This window comes from Actinoallomurus rhizosphaericola, from assembly GCF_024055675.1.
GTDB lineage: Bacteria > Actinomycetota > Actinomycetes > Streptosporangiales > Streptosporangiaceae > Actinoallomurus > Actinoallomurus soli.
Genome location: NZ_JAMXMW010000020.1, coordinates 155344 through 172462, shown reverse-complemented (window position 1 = coordinate 172462; position 17119 = coordinate 155344). Strand labels below are relative to the sequence as shown.

Annotated in this window: 18 protein-coding genes; 10 read left to right on the top strand and 8 right to left on the bottom strand. The window is 72.0% G+C overall.

What is annotated here, in order from left to right; all coding sequences use genetic code 11:
• Window positions 1-4: 4 nt before the first annotated feature.
• Together NE234_RS35135 and NE234_RS35130 are read left to right on the top strand one after the other, a co-directional pair.
• On the top strand, window positions 5-1123 hold the full coding sequence (locus tag NE234_RS35135; RefSeq protein WP_252785249.1) for an ATP-binding protein: 1119 nt from the start codon (window positions 5-7) through the stop codon (window positions 1121-1123).
• Entirely contained in the window at window positions 1120-3930 is a 2811-nt protein-coding gene (locus NE234_RS35130; RefSeq protein ID WP_252785248.1) for a DUF5682 family protein, read from the top strand. The genes NE234_RS35135 and NE234_RS35130 overlap by 4 nt, the downstream gene beginning before the upstream one ends.
• On the opposite strand, the gene NE234_RS35125 is transcribed toward NE234_RS35130, so the two are convergent.
• The 3 genes from NE234_RS35125 to NE234_RS35115 form a co-directional block, all read right to left on the bottom strand.
• Entirely contained in the window at window positions 3897-4658 is a 762-nt protein-coding gene (locus NE234_RS35125) for a polysaccharide deacetylase family protein (protein WP_252785247.1), read from the bottom strand. The two genes, NE234_RS35130 and NE234_RS35125, sit on opposite strands and share 34 nt — an antisense overlap.
• On the bottom strand, window positions 4655-5821 hold the full coding sequence (locus NE234_RS45600) for an MGDG synthase family glycosyltransferase (RefSeq protein ID WP_252785246.1): 1167 nt from the start codon (window positions 5819-5821) through the stop codon (window positions 4655-4657). The genes NE234_RS35125 and NE234_RS45600 overlap by 4 nt, the downstream gene beginning before the upstream one ends.
• A gap of 189 nt (window positions 5822-6010) precedes the next feature.
• On the bottom strand, window positions 6011-6415 hold the full coding sequence (locus NE234_RS35115) for a hypothetical protein (protein WP_252785245.1): 405 nt from the start codon (window positions 6413-6415) through the stop codon (window positions 6011-6013).
• A gap of 194 nt (window positions 6416-6609) precedes the next feature.
• On the opposite strand from NE234_RS35115, the gene NE234_RS35110 reads away from it, so the two are divergent.
• Entirely contained in the window at window positions 6610-7206 is a 597-nt protein-coding gene (locus tag NE234_RS35110) for an HD domain-containing protein (RefSeq protein WP_252785244.1), read from the top strand.
• A gap of 132 nt (window positions 7207-7338) precedes the next feature.
• Here NE234_RS35110 and NE234_RS35105 read toward each other — a convergent pair whose 3' ends face one another.
• From NE234_RS35105 to NE234_RS35095, 3 genes are all read right to left on the bottom strand, one after another.
• Complete coding sequence (locus NE234_RS35105) at window positions 7339-7989, bottom strand: class I SAM-dependent DNA methyltransferase (protein ID WP_252785243.1); 651 nt, start codon at window positions 7987-7989, stop codon at window positions 7339-7341.
• Between the two features lie 161 nt (window positions 7990-8150).
• Complete coding sequence (locus NE234_RS35100) at window positions 8151-8546, bottom strand: VOC family protein (RefSeq protein ID WP_252785242.1); 396 nt, start codon at window positions 8544-8546, stop codon at window positions 8151-8153.
• 81 nt (window positions 8547-8627) lie between these two features.
• Window positions 8628-9074 carry a nuclear transport factor 2 family protein gene (locus NE234_RS35095; RefSeq protein ID WP_252785241.1) on the bottom strand — a complete coding sequence of 149 codons (447 nt, stop codon included), beginning with the start codon at window positions 9072-9074 and terminating at the stop codon, window positions 8628-8630.
• Window positions 9075-9209: 135 nt separating this feature from the next.
• Between NE234_RS35095 and NE234_RS35090 the strand changes: the two genes are divergently transcribed.
• Window positions 9210-10019: a TetR/AcrR family transcriptional regulator gene (locus NE234_RS35090; RefSeq protein WP_252785240.1), complete on the top strand. Its 810-nt coding sequence runs from the start codon at window positions 9210-9212 to the stop codon at window positions 10017-10019.
• A gap of 97 nt (window positions 10020-10116) precedes the next feature.
• On the opposite strand, the gene NE234_RS35085 is transcribed toward NE234_RS35090, so the two are convergent.
• Entirely contained in the window at window positions 10117-10383 is a 267-nt protein-coding gene (locus NE234_RS35085; RefSeq protein ID WP_252785239.1) for a hypothetical protein, read from the bottom strand.
• 199 nt (window positions 10384-10582) lie between these two features.
• On the opposite strand from NE234_RS35085, the gene NE234_RS35080 reads away from it, so the two are divergent.
• Together NE234_RS35080 and NE234_RS35075 are read left to right on the top strand one after the other, a co-directional pair.
• On the top strand, window positions 10583-11506 hold the full coding sequence (locus tag NE234_RS35080) for a DUF5919 domain-containing protein (RefSeq protein WP_252785238.1): 924 nt from the start codon (window positions 10583-10585) through the stop codon (window positions 11504-11506).
• Window positions 11503-12315 carry an inositol monophosphatase family protein gene (locus NE234_RS35075; protein ID WP_252785237.1) on the top strand — a complete coding sequence of 271 codons (813 nt, stop codon included), beginning with the start codon at window positions 11503-11505 and terminating at the stop codon, window positions 12313-12315. The genes NE234_RS35080 and NE234_RS35075 overlap by 4 nt, the downstream gene beginning before the upstream one ends.
• A gap of 690 nt (window positions 12316-13005) precedes the next feature.
• Here NE234_RS35075 and NE234_RS35070 read toward each other — a convergent pair.
• On the bottom strand, window positions 13006-13671 hold the full coding sequence (locus NE234_RS35070) for a helix-turn-helix domain-containing protein (protein WP_252785236.1): 666 nt from the start codon (window positions 13669-13671) through the stop codon (window positions 13006-13008).
• A 94-nt stretch (window positions 13672-13765) separates the two neighbouring features.
• On the opposite strand from NE234_RS35070, the gene NE234_RS35065 reads away from it, so the two are divergent.
• The 4 genes from NE234_RS35065 (at window position 13766) to NE234_RS35050 (ending at window position 16927) form a co-directional block, all read left to right on the top strand.
• On the top strand, window positions 13766-14641 hold the full coding sequence (locus tag NE234_RS35065) for an aldo/keto reductase (RefSeq protein ID WP_252785235.1): 876 nt from the start codon (window positions 13766-13768) through the stop codon (window positions 14639-14641).
• Between the two features lie 290 nt (window positions 14642-14931).
• The gene (locus NE234_RS35060; RefSeq protein ID WP_252785234.1) at window positions 14932-16173 is read left to right on the top strand and encodes a helix-turn-helix domain-containing protein; all 1242 of its coding nucleotides are present in this window, start codon (window positions 14932-14934) and stop codon (window positions 16171-16173) included.
• A gap of 143 nt (window positions 16174-16316) precedes the next feature.
• Window positions 16317-16649, top strand: a complete 333-nt coding sequence (locus NE234_RS35055) for a hypothetical protein (protein WP_252785233.1) — start codon at window positions 16317-16319, stop codon at window positions 16647-16649.
• A 53-nt stretch (window positions 16650-16702) separates the two neighbouring features.
• Window positions 16703-16927, top strand: a complete 225-nt coding sequence (locus NE234_RS35050; RefSeq protein WP_252785232.1) for a hypothetical protein — start codon at window positions 16703-16705, stop codon at window positions 16925-16927.
• Window positions 16928-17119: the final 192 nt, after the last annotated feature.

Here is a 17119-nt window from a genome sequence, read left to right as displayed (position 1 = left end):
AACGATGACCGACGAGATGCTGCGCGCCCCGGCCGAGGTCAAGTACGCCGAGGAGCTCGACTGGCTGGAGTCCGTCGACGACGGGCCCAAGCCGTTCTCCTGGCGGCTCAGCCCGCGGATGGTCCGGCTGTTCATCCTGGGTTCCGAGCGGTCCGACGGGCTGGACCGGGAGATCCCGCAGAAGTGGTTCGGCGACCGGAGCTTCGTCGAGCGGAGCATCGTGACGCTCGCCTCGGACCGCGGCCTGCTGCTGATCGGCGATCCCGGCACCGGGAAGAGCTGGCTCGCCGAGTTGCTGTCGGCGGCCATCTGCCGTAACTCGACGCTGGTCGTCCAGGGGACGGCGGGCACCACCGAAGACCACATCAAGTACTCGTGGAACGTCTCGATGGTGATCGCGAAGGGGCAGTCGCGCGAGTCGATGATCCCTTCGCCGATCATGACGGCGATGGAGCAGGGGATGATCGGGCGGTTCGAGGAGCTGACCCGGTCGACCAGCGACGTACAGGACGCCCTCATCTCGATCCTGTCCGAGAAGTACGTCTCCATCCCCGAGCTCGACGACGACAACATCGTCTTCGCCAAGCCCGGATTCTCGATCATCGCCACCGCCAACAGCCGCGACCGGGGCGTCAACGACCTGTCGTCCGCCCTCAAGCGGCGTTTCAACTTCGTCCGCATCCCGGTGGTGACGAACAAGCGCAGCGAGGCCGAGATCGTACGGTTCCGCACGGCCGAGCTGATGCGGCGGCACCGCATCGACCTGGAGGTGCCGCCCACGCTGCTGGACATCCTGCTGCAGAGCTTCGCCGACCTGCGCGCGGCGGCGGCCTCGGCAACCAGCGACGACGAGAAGCTGGAGTCGGCGCTGTCCACGGCGGAGCAGATCGGCGTGCTGGAGGACGCCGTCCTGCACAGCCAGTTCTTCGGCGACCGTACGCTCCGCGCGGAGACGCTCGCCGGTTCGCTGGTCGGCTCGCTCGCCCGCCGCAGCCCGGAGGACCTGGCGATCCTGAACAAGTTCTGGCACGGGGTGATCGAGCCGCGCAGCAGGCAGGACGACGGCGCGCCGTGGCAGGCGTTCCTGGAGGGCGGCCGGCAGGCCCTGGAAACGCTGTCATGACCGAGATCACGGAAGCGCTGCCGGGTCCGTTCGCGGCGCTTCGCTCGCAGTTGCTGGACGCCGCGGCGGCGTTCGCCGGAGCCGGAGAGGGCGCCGGCGGTGCGGATCCGGTGTCCGGCATCCTGGCCGGCATGGTCGACGACGTCGACCGGGCGCTGCGCGAGGAGCTGGAGATCTTCCCCGTCTGCCACCACTCGCCGGCGTCGGCGCTGGCCATGGCGCGGCGGCTGCGCGAGAAGCGGCCCGCCGTCATCTACCTCGAACTCTGCGAGGACCTGCGGCCGCTGCTCGACGAGCTGCGCAACTGCCGGCTGCCCGTCGCGCTGCAGGCGTTCGCCACCGAGCTGGAGGACTTCCCGGCGGAATGGTCGCCGCTCAGCGTGGTGGCGCCCGTCACCGAGGCGTCGGCCGAGTACCAGGCGATCGCGTACGCCCTCGACACGCCCGGTGTCGAACTCGTGCTGGTCGACCGATCGACGGACCACGTCTTCCAGTGGGAGCCCCGTACCCCGCCCGAGCCCGCGGCGGACGGCGGCGAGGGCGCGGCGCTGCACGGTGACGCGGTCGGCATCGAGATCGGCGACCTGCGGCCGAGGTTCGCCGAGCTCGAGGCGCACCTGCTGCACCACGGCAAGGTCCGGCACTGGTCCGAGTGGTGGGACCAGTACGTCGAACAGCCGCTGGTGGGCGCCGACCATGACACGTACCGCCAGGTCATGGTGTTGATCGGCAGTCTCTTCCGGCGACTGCGCCCGGAGCGGGACGCCCGCAACGACCGGGACGAGGACCGCGAACGCTACATGTGGACCCGCATGCGCGAGCACCTCGCCGCCTCCGGGGCCGACCCGGCGCGGTGCCTGTACGTCTGCGGCGCGTTCCACGCGGCCAGCCGCGTCGAGCAGTTCGGCCTGCGCGCCGACGCACCGTACGAGATCACCCCGCGTACGGCGACCCGCTGGCAGTACGGCCTGATCCCCTCCAGCCACTCCGCCATCGAGGCGCAGTTCGGCCTGGCACCCGGGTCGGTGTCGATCGCCGCGGCCACGTGGTCGAAGGCGCTGAAGGGCAGCGGCGTCACGCCGTACCGGCTCAAGGGGCAGGAGGGGACGAAACCGAAGGCCGTACGGGCCCGGCGGGCGCCCGATCCGGGCGGGCCGGTCGCGGACCGGCTGTCCGGGTTCCTGTCCCGGCCGCCCGCCCCGAACGGCCTGGACGAGGACGAGCTGCTGGGCTGGTGCGTCGACATCGTCCGGCTGGCCCGCCGCAACGGCTACCTCGCGAGCACCGCCGACGCCATCGCCGTGTACGAGACATCGGTCCTGCTGGCGGGCCTGCGCGGCCGGGGCCGCCCCACGCCGTACGACTTCCAGGACGCGGCGGTCACCTGCATCGAGAAGGACACCGTTCCGGGCCGCCGGGACGTGCGCCGGCTGTGCGAGATCCTGCTCGGCGGCGACCGTGTCGGGCAGGTCGGCTACGAGTCGCTCCCGCCGCTGGCCCGGGACGTGCTCGACCGGCTGGAGCCGCTGGGGCTCGACCTCACCAAGCGCACGATCCAGCGCGCCCTGCTCGACCTCGACGCGGACCCGGAGCTGCGGCCCTGCTCCGACCTGCTGTGGGTACTGCGCCGCCTGCTGCCGGACAACGCCGTACGCCCCATCATGGGCTCGCGGCGGCTCGGCGAACGCCCCATCCAGGAGAGCTGGGACCTGGACCTCGGCCGCCACCAGCGGTCGATCGTCGAGCTCGGGTACGAAGGCGTCACGATCGAGCAGGTCCTCGAACAGCGGCTGCGCCGGACGGTCGCGGACCCGAAGGCGACCGCCGCGACGGCGCTGGCGGCCGTGGAGGACGCCATCCTCTATCTCGGCGGCGGCCGGATCGCCGACGACCTCGGGAACCGCGCGGTCGAGCTCCTCGCCGCCGAACGCACCGTGGACGACGCACCCGACGTGCTGCGCCGGATCCGCCGGCTGCTCGCGTACTACCGCACCACCCGGGCCGACCTGCCGAAATGGTGCGAACGCTTCGTCACCGCCGGATACGCGCACTACTGCACGCTGCTGCCGACCGCGTTCCTGGACGAGGACACCGGCGTCCGGCAGGTGGCGGCCATGCTGGGCTTCCTGTTCAGCATGGAGAGCCTCGCGCTGTCGCTCGGCTGCGACCACTCCCAGCTCGAACTCGCCGTACGCCAGTCGCATCCGGAGGCGCCGGCCAGGATCGCGCTGCTGTGGGCGGCCCGGTCGCAGCTCGGGCTGCTGCCGGTGGCCGAGCTGCGCGCGCGGTACGACGAGCTGCTGGCCAACCCGCTCGTCGTCCCGTCGATCCCGCTGTACCTCAGCGGGTTCGTCCAGGCGCTCGAGCCGGTTCCGTCCCTGGCTCCCGTCGTCGTCGAGGTGATGTCGAAGGCGTTCGCCCGGTTGCCCGATCCCGTCCTGCTCCCCTGGCTCCCCAAGCTGATCACCACGCTGCGGGACGAGGCGGCCGAGCTGGTGCCGGTCCTCGTACGGGAGGCGGGCCGGATGCTCCCGGCCTCCCTGCCCGCCGTCGACGCCTGGGTTCCGCCGTGGTCGGCGCGGCGGCCGGCCGCGCCGGCATCGGCTCCGGTCCCGGCGCCGGCCCGGGCCGTGGCGGACCTCGTGGCCGCTCACCCGGCGGCGTGCGACGCCGTGGCGGGGCTGCTCGGTCACGACGCCGGATGGCGGCCGGCCGCCGGCGGGGGCGGTGACGACCGGGTCACCGGCCTGCTGGCCGCCCACGGCGACACCGCTCACGCCGTGGCGGCGCTCCTCGGAAGAGCGTGATCGCGTAGCGGGCCCACCGCCAGGCCCCGCTCCCGCACCTCCTCCAGGAGCGGAGGCAGCGCGCCGAGCGTGTTCCGCCACGACTCCGGTGCCGACGTGCAGTCGGAGTCGTGGAGGAGCACGGTCGCTCCCCCTTCGAGATCGCGGGTGACGGTCGCGAGGACGGACGCCGGGGTGGCCGCCCGCGTCCAGTCGCGGCCCCAGTTCGTCCAGAGCACCGGCGTGAGGCCGAGCCGGCGCGCCGCCCGCAACGCGGACGAGCTCAGCACCCCGTACGGCGGCCGGTACCAGCGCGGCACCGTCCCCGTGACACCGACGATCGTCTCCACGGCCCTGGCCAGGTCGTCGTACGTGGCGGCGGGCCCGCGCAGCAGCATGCAGCGGTGCGCCCAGCCGTGCACCGCGATCTCGTGCCCGGCGTCGACCAGCTCCCTCCCCACGTCCGGCGCCTCGACGAGCATCCGGCCGAGAAGGAAGAAGGTCGCCGTCACCTCGTACTCGCGCAGCGCGGCGAGGAACGCCGGGGTCGAGCGCGGGTCCGGTCCGTCGTCGAACGTGAGCGCGACATGACCCGGGTCGCCGACGCCGGCCAGGTTCGGCAGCAGGCGGCGGCGCAGGGGACCGATCGACGTGATCGCCGGTGCCGCGTGCGCGGCGGCCAGAACTCCGGCCGCGGCCATGGTGGCCCGCGGGCCCGGCAGGGCCCGCCGGAGACGGGGGACGCTCATCGGGACGCCTCCGCCACCACGGCGAGCTCAGGCGCGTCCGCCGGCGCCCGGCCCGCGGTCACCGTCGCGCTCCGCCCGGCCGCGAGAGCGGTGACGATCGCCGCCGGGTCCGCCGCGACCGCGCCGCCCACCGTCCGGGGGCCGGTCAGTGCCGTGAACAACGCCTCGGGGAGCCGGTCCGCGTGGCGTGCCCACGGCGCCCAGCCGGCCTCCTCCAGAACGGCGGCGTTCGCCCGGCCGTGGCCGGGGAGGCAGCGGTAACTGAGCACGGGCAGTCCGGACGCCCGCGCCTCGAGGGAGCTGAGGCCACCGGCGTTCTGCACCACGACGTCACAGGCGCGCATCAACGCGGGCATGTCGTCCACCCAGCCCAGGGCGATGCCCGTCCCGGACCGGGCGAGCTTCTCGCGCAGCGCCGTGTTACGGCCGCACACCACCAGCGGAGTCACCAGCCCGGTCGCGGCGACGTCGGACACGGTGGCCGCGACGTCGCCGCTGCCCCAGGACCCTGCGGTGATCAAGGCCAGCCGTTCGCCGTCCGGCAGGCCGAAGTGCAGCCGCGCCATCTGCCGCTCGATGACGGACGACGGCGGCCTGAACCCGGGGCGTACGGCCGGCGCGCACACCCGTACGTCCGCGGCGCCGAGCCGATGGGCCTCGGCCGCCGTCAGCGGGTGCAGCGCGAGATGCACGTCCACCCCGTCGGCCACCCAGAGCGGGTGCACGGACAGGTCGGTGAGGTAGGTGACGACGGGCGCCCGCAGCACGCCGCGTCTCCGCAACCGGCCCAGCGCCTGGCTCGCCAGCGGGTAGGTCGAGACGATGGCGGCCGATTCCGGTGCGGCCGTACGGGCGATGCGCCGCGCGGCGAGCCCGCTCAGGGCCCGCACCGCCGCCGCGAGGTTCCGCCGCCGGTCGAGCGCGGTGAACAGCCGTTCCCAGCTCTCCGGCGCGGCGCGCAACTGCACGGCGTACGTCTGCCGGAGCAGCCGTCCGAGCGAGGCGGGGAGCAGGTCCAGGAAGTCATGGCGGTCGACGGAGAACCCGGCCGCGCGGAGCCGCCGGGCCAGTTCGTCCGCCGCGCCGTCATGGCCGGCGCCGACGCTCGCCGAGACGATCGTGACGTGGCGGCCGCCGCCGGAGCGGATGAGGGAGGTGTTCACTGCTCGATGCCTGCCTATGTCGTGGTGGTGTCCCGGCCTCGCCGGCCGGATCTCAGGGGAGGGACGTCAGGGGCGCCGGGCGTACGACCCGGCGGGGGCGGTCAGAACGGCGGGGAGGAGTGGTCAGGACCGGCGGGGAGGGCGGTCAGAACGGCGGGGAGGAGTGGTCAGGACCGGCGGGGAGGGCGGTCAGGACCGGCGGCCGCCCCGGATGCGGAGGCGTCCGCACGCGTCGCCGCGATGGTTGACGCGGACGGTCGTGAACCGGCCGTGTGCGACGGCCAGCCAGCAGAACCCGCCGACCAGGAAGACGTCGGCCGGACACCGGCGCGTCCAGCCCGCGAACAGCACCTCCGGGAGGGCCGTGGTGGCCGGGAGCCGGCCCCAGGCGACGGCGCACGGGCCGCCCGGGGAGACGCCGCGCCGGGCGCCCCGCAGGGTCTCCGGTGCCACCGGCGTCTCGACGACGACGTCGACCAGCGTCTCCGCGTCGTACACCTCCAACGCGGGCCGTCCCGCCGAGCTCCGGCCGAGCCGGACCGTCCACGGGGTGCCGGTCAGCCGGCTGTCGACGTGCGTCGCGCTGGTGGCCATGGCGGTGGATCTCCTTCCGCGCCCGGTCCTTCGGGCACGGAACCAGCGTCGTGGCAGGAGCTCGCGAGGTCAGTAGCGCGACCATCCGATCGTGGGTGGCACCAGGTGCACCCCCGGGACTCATGCCTGCTCCAGTCATGCCTCTGACCTGGTCGAACAGGGGCGGCCGAGGCGCGCCTCGTTAGACTCTCGGCGTGATCATCCCGACGGACGAAGAGATCCGCGCGCTGCACGAGAGGCACGCGCCCACGGAGGCGGCCTTCGAACTCGTGTACACGCACTGCGAGATCGTGTGCGGGATCGCCGAGCAGCTCCTGGCCGACGGTGACCCCGGCGTCGACGCGGGCCTCGTACGCGCCGGCGCCCTGCTGCACGACATCGGCGTCTACCGCCTGTACGACGACGCGGGACGGATCGACCACGCGGGCTACATCCGGCACGGCGTACTCGGCTACGAGCTGCTGAGGGATGAAGGGTTCCCCGAGGTGCTCTGCCGCTTCTGCTCCTGCCACACCGGGGTGGGCATCACCCGGGACGACGTGCGGAACCAGGGGCTGCCCCTCCCCGCCGCCGACTATGTGGCGGAGTCACGGGAGGAGGAGCTCGTCATGTACGCCGACAAGTTCCACACCAAGAGCGACCCGCCGGCCTTTCTCACGGCCGCCTCCTACGCCGCCCGGCTCCGCCGGTTCGGGGAGGACAAGGTCGCGCGCTTCGAGGCGATGCGCGAGCGCTACGGAACGCCCGACCTCGCGCCGCTCACCGCCGCGTACGGGCACACCGCCGCCTGACGGGTCACGGGGACCACGCCGCGTAACGAGGTCGGGCGCACGGCAGTGCGCCAGGCGGACGGCGCCCTTGAACCGTCGGCGCGCTCAGGCGGGCGGCGTTTCAGGCGGACGGCGTTTCAGGCGGACGGCGCGTCAGGCGGGGTGCGCGGGTTTGCGGACGAGGAGGTGGCCCTGCAGGAACCTCTCGTTCTCGCGCGGCTCCCGGCGCATCCGGGCCAGCTCCACCAGTCCGGCCTCGCGCGCCAGGGCCGCGACGTGGTCGATGGACAGGCGGTAGGCCGTGGTCACCTTGTGGTCGAAGGGCACGGCCGCGTGCGGAGAGTCGTCGTCGGTCGTGAAGAACCCGAGCAGCAGGTGACCGCCCGGGGCCAGCACCCGGCCGAACTCCGCGAACACCGTGGGCAGTTCATCCGGCCGCATATGGATGACGGAGTACCAGGCGAGCACCCCGTCCACCGAGCCGTCCGCCAGGTCCAGGGCGGTCATCGACCCTTCCTCGAACCGCAGGCCGGGGTGGTCCCGGCGCGCCAGCTCGATCATCGTGGGCGAGAGATCGATCCCGAAGGCGGAGACGCCGAGCGAGTGCAGGTGGGCGGTCAGCCGACCGGGGCCGCACCCGAGGTCCGCGACCTGCCCGCCGCCGGCCCGTACGAGCTCGGCGAAGGCGCCGATCGTCGCGCGGTCCAGCGGAGAGTCGTCGAGGACGTTGCGGAAGGTGTCGGCGTAGAGGACGGCGACGGAGTCGTACGCCGTCCGGGTCGTGTCCAGGGAGGGTTCGATCATGGTGGACGACCCTAGCCCGCGTACGCCGCGGAGTAGTCCTCCAGCGTGATCGCGGTCGCGGCCTTGTGGATCGGTTCGAGACCGGCGGCTGAGCGGGACGCGCCGGACGCGGGGGTACGGGACCGCGACGGCCGGTATCAGGAGTTCCGGGACGGCCGCTATCAGGATTCCGCGATGACGACGAGATAGCCGTCGGGGTCGCGCAGCCAGATCTCGCGGTGGCCGGCGTTCGGATTGACGTGCACGTCCGTGACGACCTGTGCGTCCACGGCCCGGATGCGCCGGACCGCGGCGTCGAAGTCGCCCGTGGCGAACCAGAGCGCGACACCGTTGCCGACCGGCCGCTCGGGGTCCGCGAGCGGGCCGTGGTGGTGCCCGACCTCGAGCCGGTGCAGCTGCATGACCAGGTGACCGTCCACCAGCAACCGCTCGTACTCGGAGCCGCCATGACCGCTGGTCGCGCCGAGCACCCGGCGGTACCAGCGGCCAGAGTGCTCGACGTCCGTTACGGAGATCATCGGCTGGGGTCGCATGCCCAGGGTCGGCTGCTGCGTCATGATCCGACCATGCCGGTACGGCCGCGGTCCGGGCTTGGACGAATGGGAGAAGGCCGGGCGCCGGGGCGGCGGACGCGGGTGCTACTCGGCGGAATTCCGGCTGAGGACCTCGGTGATCTCGTCACGGAACTCGGCACCGGCGAGGTTGTCGCCGTAGTCGCGCGAGTGGACGATCAGGCCGTCCCTGACCCGGATCACCATGATGTACGAGAAGACGAACGGCCGGCCTGAGCGGACCATCGTCCCGTGCAGGTCGTACTCGGCGACGATCACCTCCGGATCCTCGGTCTGCCGGAGCACGACCGAGTCGACCTTGGTGAAGCGGCGCGCCGGGGCGACCGCCTTGAACCGGGCTCGATGTCCCTCGCGGCCCTCGAATCGCTTCGGGACGCCCGGCGGCGCGAACGGCAGCTCGATGACGGAATCCGGCGCGTAGAGGTCGGCGAGGTCGTCCCAGGCGTTGTCGGCGGAGGCGCGGAGGAAGCGCTCGACGGTCTCTCGGGGCGTGGCGGTGGTCGCTGTGGGCACGGAAGACTCCAGAGTTATTCGAGGAACACCTAAAATCGGAGTGGCTGCTCCGATTGAAGACGTTACGGAACGGCTACTCCGGTTGTCAACGGGCGCGGCACCGGGTGCGGACGCGTCGGCGGGAAGAGGTGGGGCATGTCGGAGGGCGGCGACCGGACGACCGGTGAGCAACGGGCGGATGCCCGGCGCAACCGTGCTCGCGTGCTGTCGGCCGCCGAGGAGTCCTTCGCGGTCGGCGGACTCGCGGTGCCCCTCAGCGAGGTCGCCCGGCGGGCCGGAGTCGGGCCCGGAACGGTCTACCGGCACTTCGCGAGCAAGGAGGCGTTGTTCGAGGCGGTGGTGAGCGACCGGATCGCCCGGCTCGTCGACGACACCTGCGCCCTCGCCGTCGGCGAAGAGCCCGGCACGGCGTTCTTCGCGGCGTTCGACATGATCGTCCGCCAGGTCGCGGTCAACAAGGCGCTCTGCGATGCGCTCACGGCCGGATCGGGACGGGTGATGACGGTGGCGCCGCACCTCGGGGAGCGGTTCCGTGCGGCCCTCGCCGCGCTGCTCGACGCGGCACAGCGCGCCGGCGCCGTCCGTGCCGATGTGACCGTGGACGACGTCCAGCGCCTGGTGCACGGCTGCGTGCGGATGGAGCTCGAAGGGCCGACGGGGCGGCCGACCGCGATCGTCTGCGATGGGCTCCGGCCCACGGCCTCCGATCGGCTCACCGGACTCCCGGCCGTAACGGAACACCCGGTCGATGCGCGTAACGAAACTCGGTCGCTGGCATCCGTCGGGTCGCGGCACGGTGCGACGGCGCCCCGGTGTGCCGAGTGCGGTGGGCCGATCGTGACCGCGCGCACCGGAAGGCCCGCGCGGTTCTGCGGGGCGGCCTGCCGGCAGAAGGCGCACCGCCGCCGCGCGCGGAACACCGACCGGCCGCCGCGGACCGGCTGATCCGTTCCAGGTCGGCTGATCGGCTGCGGGCCGGGTGATCCGCCGGGCCCGACGGAACGGGCGTCGGCGGCGGACGCCGTGGGACGTGGTCGCGGGCTCAACCGGTATGCGCGCGGAGGCGCCCCGCGATGGTCTCGGCGGCGCACTCCGGGTTGTCCGCCGGAAATCGACCTCCGGAGTCCGGGCACCATTCGAAGAATTCACCGCAGGGACTCACGGAGATCCACAATTTGGGATCGGCCGGGCCGCCACCGACCGAAAGGGCCGGTCGCGCGTCGCTCATCACGGACGGCAGTCCGAGCCTGGCCAGTTCGCGGCACAAGGCCACCAGAAGCCGCATTTTCTCGCTGTGATCGGCGCTCACCGCCGCTGCCCTCCAACGCCCCCGGGAACAGGTCCCTCACCCTCCGGCCATAGTGTCCTTCGTACCGGTGTTTCGTCTCGATGCCATCAAAGGCGCTTTTTCGACACCAATGTCTTGCCTCTGTCTCGAATTCGTCTCGTCGTACGGATATAGGGTGGCTAACCTGGACCTGCACTGACGGCGGTGAAGGGGCGGAATCATGACGCAGCGACCGATCCTGCTCCAGGTTCTCGTCCAGCAACGGCAATTAATGCGATATGGCATGTTTCGCGCCGCCTACGAGAGTGCGGCGAAGAAAGTCGATCGCGAGCTCGTCGGCACCGCTCCGAGCCGCGCCCAACTGCACCGCTGGATCTCCGGCGGGCTGAAACGCCTGCCGCACACCGATCACTGCCGCGTCCTGCAGAGGATGTTCCCGGGCTGGACGGCCGACCAGCTGTTCGGGCCGTGCCCGGACGACCTCCTGCCCGTCGATCCGGCGCGTCCGGCGGACGGTCCGGCGGTCCCGCCGTCCCCGGGGATGCGGCGTGCGATCGTGCCTCCCGGCCGGGCGGCGCTCGACATGCCGCACGCGCCCGGCCCGCCCCTGTCCGATGTCGCCGCCGTCTTCACGACCCGGGCGGAGTTCACCTGCGCCATGCCGCCGCAGGCGATGTTCGACGACGCGGAGGAGATCAGGGCGGCCGGGCTTTCGCTGAACCTCCTGTGCCAGCAGTACCCGGACCAGCGACTACGGCGGCTCGTGGCGAACGGCGCCCGGCTCGAGTGCCTCTTCCTCGACCCGGACGGTGAGGCCATCAGGGCGCGCGAGCGGGAGGAGGGTTACACCGACCACTTCCTGTCCACGCTGACGAAGCTCAACATCGAGGTGCTGTCCCGCGTCCGCGACCACCTGCCGGCCGATGCGCGGGACCGGCTGTCGCTCGCGGTGTACGACGAGACGATCCGGTTCGGCATCGTCCTGATCGACGGCACGACCTGTGTGATGCAGCCGTACCTGCCGCAGGCGCGCGGCGTGGACTCCCCGACCTTCCTGCTCCGCCGTGACCCGGAAGGAACGGGGCTGTATAACACTTTTGAGCAGATATACCGCGAATTGTCGGAACGGAGCCGCCCGGTATGACGACGTCCGTCGGAGCGCTGCTCCCCGTCGCTCTGGACGCCGTCGCGATCGCCACCGATCTGATCCGCACACGGGCGCCCGGCCTGCTCACCGCCAAGGGCGACCGGGACATGGCCACCGACCTCGACTACGCCGTCGAGCGCGCCGTACGGGCGCACCTGCGCGAACGTACGCCCGACGTGCCGATCCTGGGCGAAGAGGAAGGCGTGACCGGCGACGCCGGCGGGGAGCTGCTGTGGGCGCTCGACCCGATCGACGGCACGGCGAACTTCGTCCACGGACTCCCGCTGTGCGGCGTCTCCCTCGGCCTGCTCCGCCGTGGTCGCGCGGTCCTCGGAGTGATCGACCTGCCGTTCCTCGGCGCCCGCTACTCGGCCGTCGAACACGGCGGCGCCCACCTCGGCGAGCGGCGCATCACGGCGAGTTCGACCGGCAGGTTGCGGGACGCGATCGTCGCCGTCGGCGACTACGCCGTCGGCGCGGACGCGGAGGAGAAGAACCGCCTGCGCCTGGCGCTGACCGCCGCGCTCGCCGCCGAGGTCCAGCGCGTACGGATGCTGGGCTCCTCGGCCATCGACCTGGCCTGGGTCGCCGAGGGCCGGCTGGACGTCAGCCTGAGCATGTCGAACAAGCCGTGGGACACCGCGGCCGGAGTGGCCATCGCCCGCGAGGCCGGGGCCGTGGTGGTCGATCGGGACGGCGGGGAGCACACGGCCGACTCGACCGCCACCATCGCGGCGGCACCCGGCGTCGCCGAGCAGATCAGCGCGCTGATCGGGCACACCCTGGACGGCCTGGCGCTCACCTGACGGGTCCGGCGGCCCCGCCGCCGAGGGGGTACGGCGGCGGTCCCGTCGGCCGATCGCCGCGCCACCGGATCGTACGGTCGGCGATCTGCGGGCCACCGGGAAGAGGACCACGGCCGGTGATCTGCGGATAACGGCGTGGATTCGGCGGTGTTCAGGCTCGATCGATTGAGGAAAGCTCGCCCGAAGAGGGGCGTCACGCGCCGATCGAAAGATCGCTACTCTGCTCGCGTGAGTGGTCGACATCGTGACAAATCGGGCATAACCCATCTCGCCTCCGCCTGGCTACGGTGGGGAGCGGAACGCCGCGCACACGGTCGGAAGGCGCTGCTGGCCGGCGGGATTCTCCTCGTCGGGGCCGCGGTGATCGTGGTGGGCGTGGTCACGTTCTCGCCCGGTGAGCGAGGGGACGACGAGGCGGCCGGCGGACTCTCGCCCTCGCCATCCGCGTCACGCCGGACGCCGCGGGCCAGGTCCGCCCTGCGCGAGCAGACGCCGTCTCCGGTCCTGCGGAGCGTGCCGACGCAAACCGCCCCCTCACACAGCGTCCGGCCGGCCCCGACGCGTGTGAACAGCCCGGCGTCGCACGGAACCGTACCGTCTGCGTCTTCGATCGACTGCCCGCCCGGGCTCCGCAAGACGCCGGAGAAGTGCAGGCGTGTCCATCGCTGACACGGTGATCGACGCGTTCGTTCAGGGAATCAGGCCGAGTTCACCGGCGTGCACGCCGGCCTGGAACCGCGACTCCGAGTCCAGCAGCCGCATCAGCTCGGCCACCCGCCGCCGGTAGGTCCGCAGCGACAGGCCCAGCCGCCGGGCGGCGGCCTCGTCGGTGAGCCCCTCCCCGAGCGCCCGCAGGACCCGTCGGCCCTCCTCATCGACCTGCGGCGGATCCTGACGGAGGTACGCGGTCAGCTCCGTGGCGGCCTCCCACGTCGCCTCGAAAAGCGCGTACACCCCGCTGATCAGAGTCGGCGCCGTGGTGACGGTGAACTCGCGGTCACCGGCGACCTCGGCCCCCGCGAGGATCATGACCCGCCGGTCGATGATGATCGTCTCGTGTGGCAGCAGCCCGGTGCCGCAGATCCGGACCTGGGCACCCAGCGACGCGCGCTCCAGCAGGAGGGTCCGCTGCTCCTCATCCGCCAGCGCGACGGGGGTGTAGAGCTTGCGGATCACCGGGCCGTCCGCTCGACGGACCCGGCCGGCCATGGACGCTCGCGCCGCCGGACGCGACCAGGTGTTCAGGTCGGTGGCCGCGCAGGCGAACTCCGACCCCGCTGTTCCGAACAGGTGCCCGGCACGCGCGACGAGCTCCTGCTCGCCGCGGATGGTGATGACCTGCTCATTGCCGCTCACGTCATCCAGTCTGACCAGCCGTCCGCGCGGCGGCAAATGGCAGCTTGCTGCCAGCCGCTCGTCCGCCCGGCGGCTTCGGGCCAGAGTCGAAGGCATGACGACGAACGTGACGGCCGCCGACGGCGGCGACTTCATCCTCGGCGGCGACCTGCGGATCAACCGGCTCGGCTTCGGCGCGATGCGGCTCCCCACGGGCACCTGGGGCGGGCCCACGCGCAGCCCGGAGAACGGGATCGCGGTGCTGCGTCGCGCCGTGGAGCTCGGCGTGAACCACATCGACACGGCCGGCTTCTACGGACGCGGCGACGTCAACGCCCACGAACTGATCCGTGAGGCACTGTCCCCGTACGCCACTGACCTGGTGATCGCCACGAAGGTCGGGCCGCTGTGGGGCCCGGACGGCTACCCGAGCGGGGAGGCGACGCCGGACCAGCTGCGCGGCCTGGTGGAGGACGACCTGCGGCGGCTCGGCCTCGACCGTCTCGACCTGGTGTACCTGCGGGTCGGCGGCAGGGGCGGGCCCGGTGGTCAGTCGATCGCCGAGCGGTTCGCGGTGCTGGCGGGGCTGCGCGAGGAGGGGCTGATCCGCCACCTCGGCGTCAGCAACGTCGACGCCGCCCAGCTCGCCGAGGCCCGCGCGATCGCCCCGGTCGCCGCGGTGCAGAACCACTTCCACGTGCAGCACGGCGACGACTCCGGGCTGCTCGCCCAGTGCGCGGAGCTCGGCATCGCGTTCGTGCCGTTCTTCCCGCTCGGCGGCGGTGACCGGCCACTCGACCGGGACCGCTTGGCGAAGGTCGCAGCGCGCCACGACGCCACCCCCGAGCAGGTCGCCCTGGCCTGGCTGCTGGCGTCCTCTCCCGTCATGCTCGCCATCCCGGGGACGGGCTCGCTGGACCACCTGGAGGACAACATCGCCGCCGCCGGCGTCCACCTCACCGACGACGACCTGACCGACCTGACCGCCTGAACCGCGTACCGACGACCAGACCGCCGAAACGTCGCCCCAGGTGCGCTGAGCCGGACGGCACATCTGGGGTGCGTCCTATGAGAGAGGACGGCGGGGCGTGCTCCGGCGGGCGGAGCATGGCCGCGTAACCTGCGCGGAACCCCAGCAGGAATCTCTTCTCAGGTGACAGCACCCGAGAACGACCCCGCACCCCCGGGGCTCAGTCTGAGGGGCGTCTCGCGTTCCCCGGCCGTACCTCGAAGAGCGCGCGTAGCCTGGCGGTGATAACGGGACGACGACGAAGGCACGTCATGCTCGACGACTTGGAAGGACGAAGGACAGGGGAACGCATCCAGATCCTTCGTGAGCGCAGAGGGCTTTCGCGGCCCGTCCTGGCCGGACTCGTCGGCATGTCCGAGAGCTGGCTCAAGGGCATCGAGCGGGGCACGCGCCTGCCTCCTAGGCTGCCGAAGCTGGTCAAGCTCGCCGAGGCTCTCGGCATCAGTGACGTCGCCGTGCTGGCCGGCACCGACATGGAACTGACGAACGGTGTCTCGATCCCGCTGGCGTCGTTCTCTCACATCCCCCACGCCGCCGCGCCGGCGATTCATGAGGCCGTGTGGTCCCCGATGCTGCGTCCACCGACGAGCGCTCCGGACGTCGATGCGCTGCGGCGGCGTGTCGAAGACGCGTGGCGGCTCTGGCACGGCTCGATCACCCATCGCACCGACGTCGGCCGGATCCTGCCCGCGCTGGTGAACGATGCCCGGGCGGTCGCCCGCCTCGCGGAAGGCGACGACCGGCGCACGGCGAACGCCTTACTCGTCGACGTCTACGCGCTCGTACAGCACGAGCTCGTGTGGGCGAGCGGGGCGGAGATCATGGCAGTCGTCGCCGACCGCGGCATGATCGCCGCACAGGAGGCCGACCGGCCGCTACCGCTCGCGGGCGCGGCCTGGACGCTCGCGATGGTTCACCGGTCGCGCGGCGACAACGACGGCGCGCTCGATTGCGTCAGGGACGCGGCGGATCTGCTGCGACCCGAGCTGGAGAACGGTTCCCCGCGACTGCAGGCGATGTACGGCGCGCTGTTGCTGAACGGTGCACTGACCTCAGCCCGCGCCGGTCGGGAGGGTGACGCGCTGCGCTATCTGGATGAAGGCAGGGCGGTCGCCGACCGGCTGCCCGCCGGCTATCACCATCCATGGACGCAGTTCGGTGCCTCCAACGTGGCGGTGCACGCGGTGTCGATAAGGGCCGACCTGTCGAAGTCCGTGACCGCCCGTGAGCAGGCACAACAGATCGACCCGGACACGATCCCGAGCCGTGAGCGACGCGCGCGCCTCCACGTCGAGGTCGCCCGGTCCTATCACCAGAGACGCGACCACTCCGCGGCCCTGACCTGGCTACAGCGTGCGTACGCGATCTGCAACGACTCGGTGCACTACTCGCCCGGTGCCCGGGAGATGATGTCCAACATCGTCGACAAGGGCGGCCCGATGATCGACCGCGAGGCGCGCTCCTTCGCTCAGGTGCTCGGTCTTCCGGTGTGACCCAAGGGGTGCACAGTGCACCCCCTAACACCGAGCACAGTGCGCGCCTTCGCTCGTCGGGACGCGCCGCGCCCCTGGATCTGGGATGGCTCCTGTCTAGTGTTCTCGCTTGGTTACTCCAAGCGACATCTCGGGAGCGGTACGTGCGCACACGGGACACGAACGCCTCACCACCGATCGACACCGTCAGGAATCTGGTGCTCAAGCTCGCACCGCCGCTCGTGCGGCGTGGCTTGAACGTCGCGGTGCGACCAGACGGCGTCGTCGAGATTCGGAACCCCGGCCACACGCGGATGGTGCAGCCGATCGTCATCCGTGAGAAGGACGGGTTGTGGTGGCACTGGCAGTGGTCCGGGCCGACTCGGGACGGGCTCCCGGAGTACGAGCCGATGGTGCCGGTGGACGACGTCGAGGAGGCGGCCCGCCGTATCGCGAACGTTCTGCACGTCGACAAGACCACCGGGACCGAACGGTGATCCGGCGAGGACTCGCCGCGCTCTTTCTCCGCACCCCACGTCGTAGGACGACCGTGGACACGGTCACCGACATCGCGGCCTGCCCGGTCGATCCCAGTGCGCGGCAGCTGGCCGAGCTGCAGGGGCTGTGCTCGCTGTGGTTAGTCATGTGGTGCTGGTACCGGCGTGAGTACATGGCCATCGCCCGGTTCGACACAGCGGATCCGATCCTGTTCGATCCGGACCCGCGACGGCTCGTGTACCGGTGCCGTGCGGCCGAACTGGCGGTGACAGCGTGAGCGGCCGCTTCACCGCCGCACCTCCACCCTGCTTCCCGTACGGCCGCCGACCCCCCGAAGCCGTGCGGGATGGCCGCCGGGTCGAGCGCGATGAACCCGCCGGAGAAGATCGCGCTCCCCGGCGGCTCCACCCAGGCGTCCCGGCAGGTAAGAACACCACGTCCACTGCCGGGGCCGGCGGGCCGCCGGACG

What these genes read in the sequence shown, in the direction of transcription:
- NE234_RS35060 (WP_252785234.1), top strand. Translation starts at nt 14,932, where the DNA reads ATGCTCGACGACTTGGAAGGACGAAGGACAGGGGAACGCATCCAGATC.
- NE234_RS35090 (WP_252785240.1), top strand. Translation starts at nt 9,210, where the DNA reads ATGTCGGAGGGCGGCGACCGGACGACCGGTGAGCAACGGGCGGATGCC.
- NE234_RS35075 (WP_252785237.1), top strand. Translation starts at nt 11,503, where the DNA reads ATGACGACGTCCGTCGGAGCGCTGCTCCCCGTCGCTCTGGACGCCGTC.
- NE234_RS35065 (WP_252785235.1), top strand. Translation starts at nt 13,766, where the DNA reads ATGACGACGAACGTGACGGCCGCCGACGGCGGCGACTTCATCCTCGGC.
- NE234_RS35125 (WP_252785247.1), bottom strand. Translation starts at nt 4,658, where the DNA reads ATGAGCGTCCCCCGTCTCCGGCGGGCCCTGCCGGGCCCGCGGGCCACC.
- NE234_RS35135 (WP_252785249.1), top strand. Translation starts at nt 5, where the DNA reads ATGACCGACGAGATGCTGCGCGCCCCGGCCGAGGTCAAGTACGCCGAG.
- NE234_RS35100 (WP_252785242.1), bottom strand. Translation starts at nt 8,546, where the DNA reads ATGACGCAGCAGCCGACCCTGGGCATGCGACCCCAGCCGATGATCTCC.
- NE234_RS35105 (WP_252785243.1), bottom strand. Translation starts at nt 7,989, where the DNA reads ATGATCGAACCCTCCCTGGACACGACCCGGACGGCGTACGACTCCGTC.
- NE234_RS35080 (WP_252785238.1), top strand. Translation starts at nt 10,583, where the DNA reads ATGACGCAGCGACCGATCCTGCTCCAGGTTCTCGTCCAGCAACGGCAA.
- NE234_RS35130 (WP_252785248.1), top strand. Translation starts at nt 1,120, where the DNA reads ATGACCGAGATCACGGAAGCGCTGCCGGGTCCGTTCGCGGCGCTTCGC.
- NE234_RS35115 (WP_252785245.1), bottom strand. Translation starts at nt 6,415, where the DNA reads ATGGCCACCAGCGCGACGCACGTCGACAGCCGGCTGACCGGCACCCCG.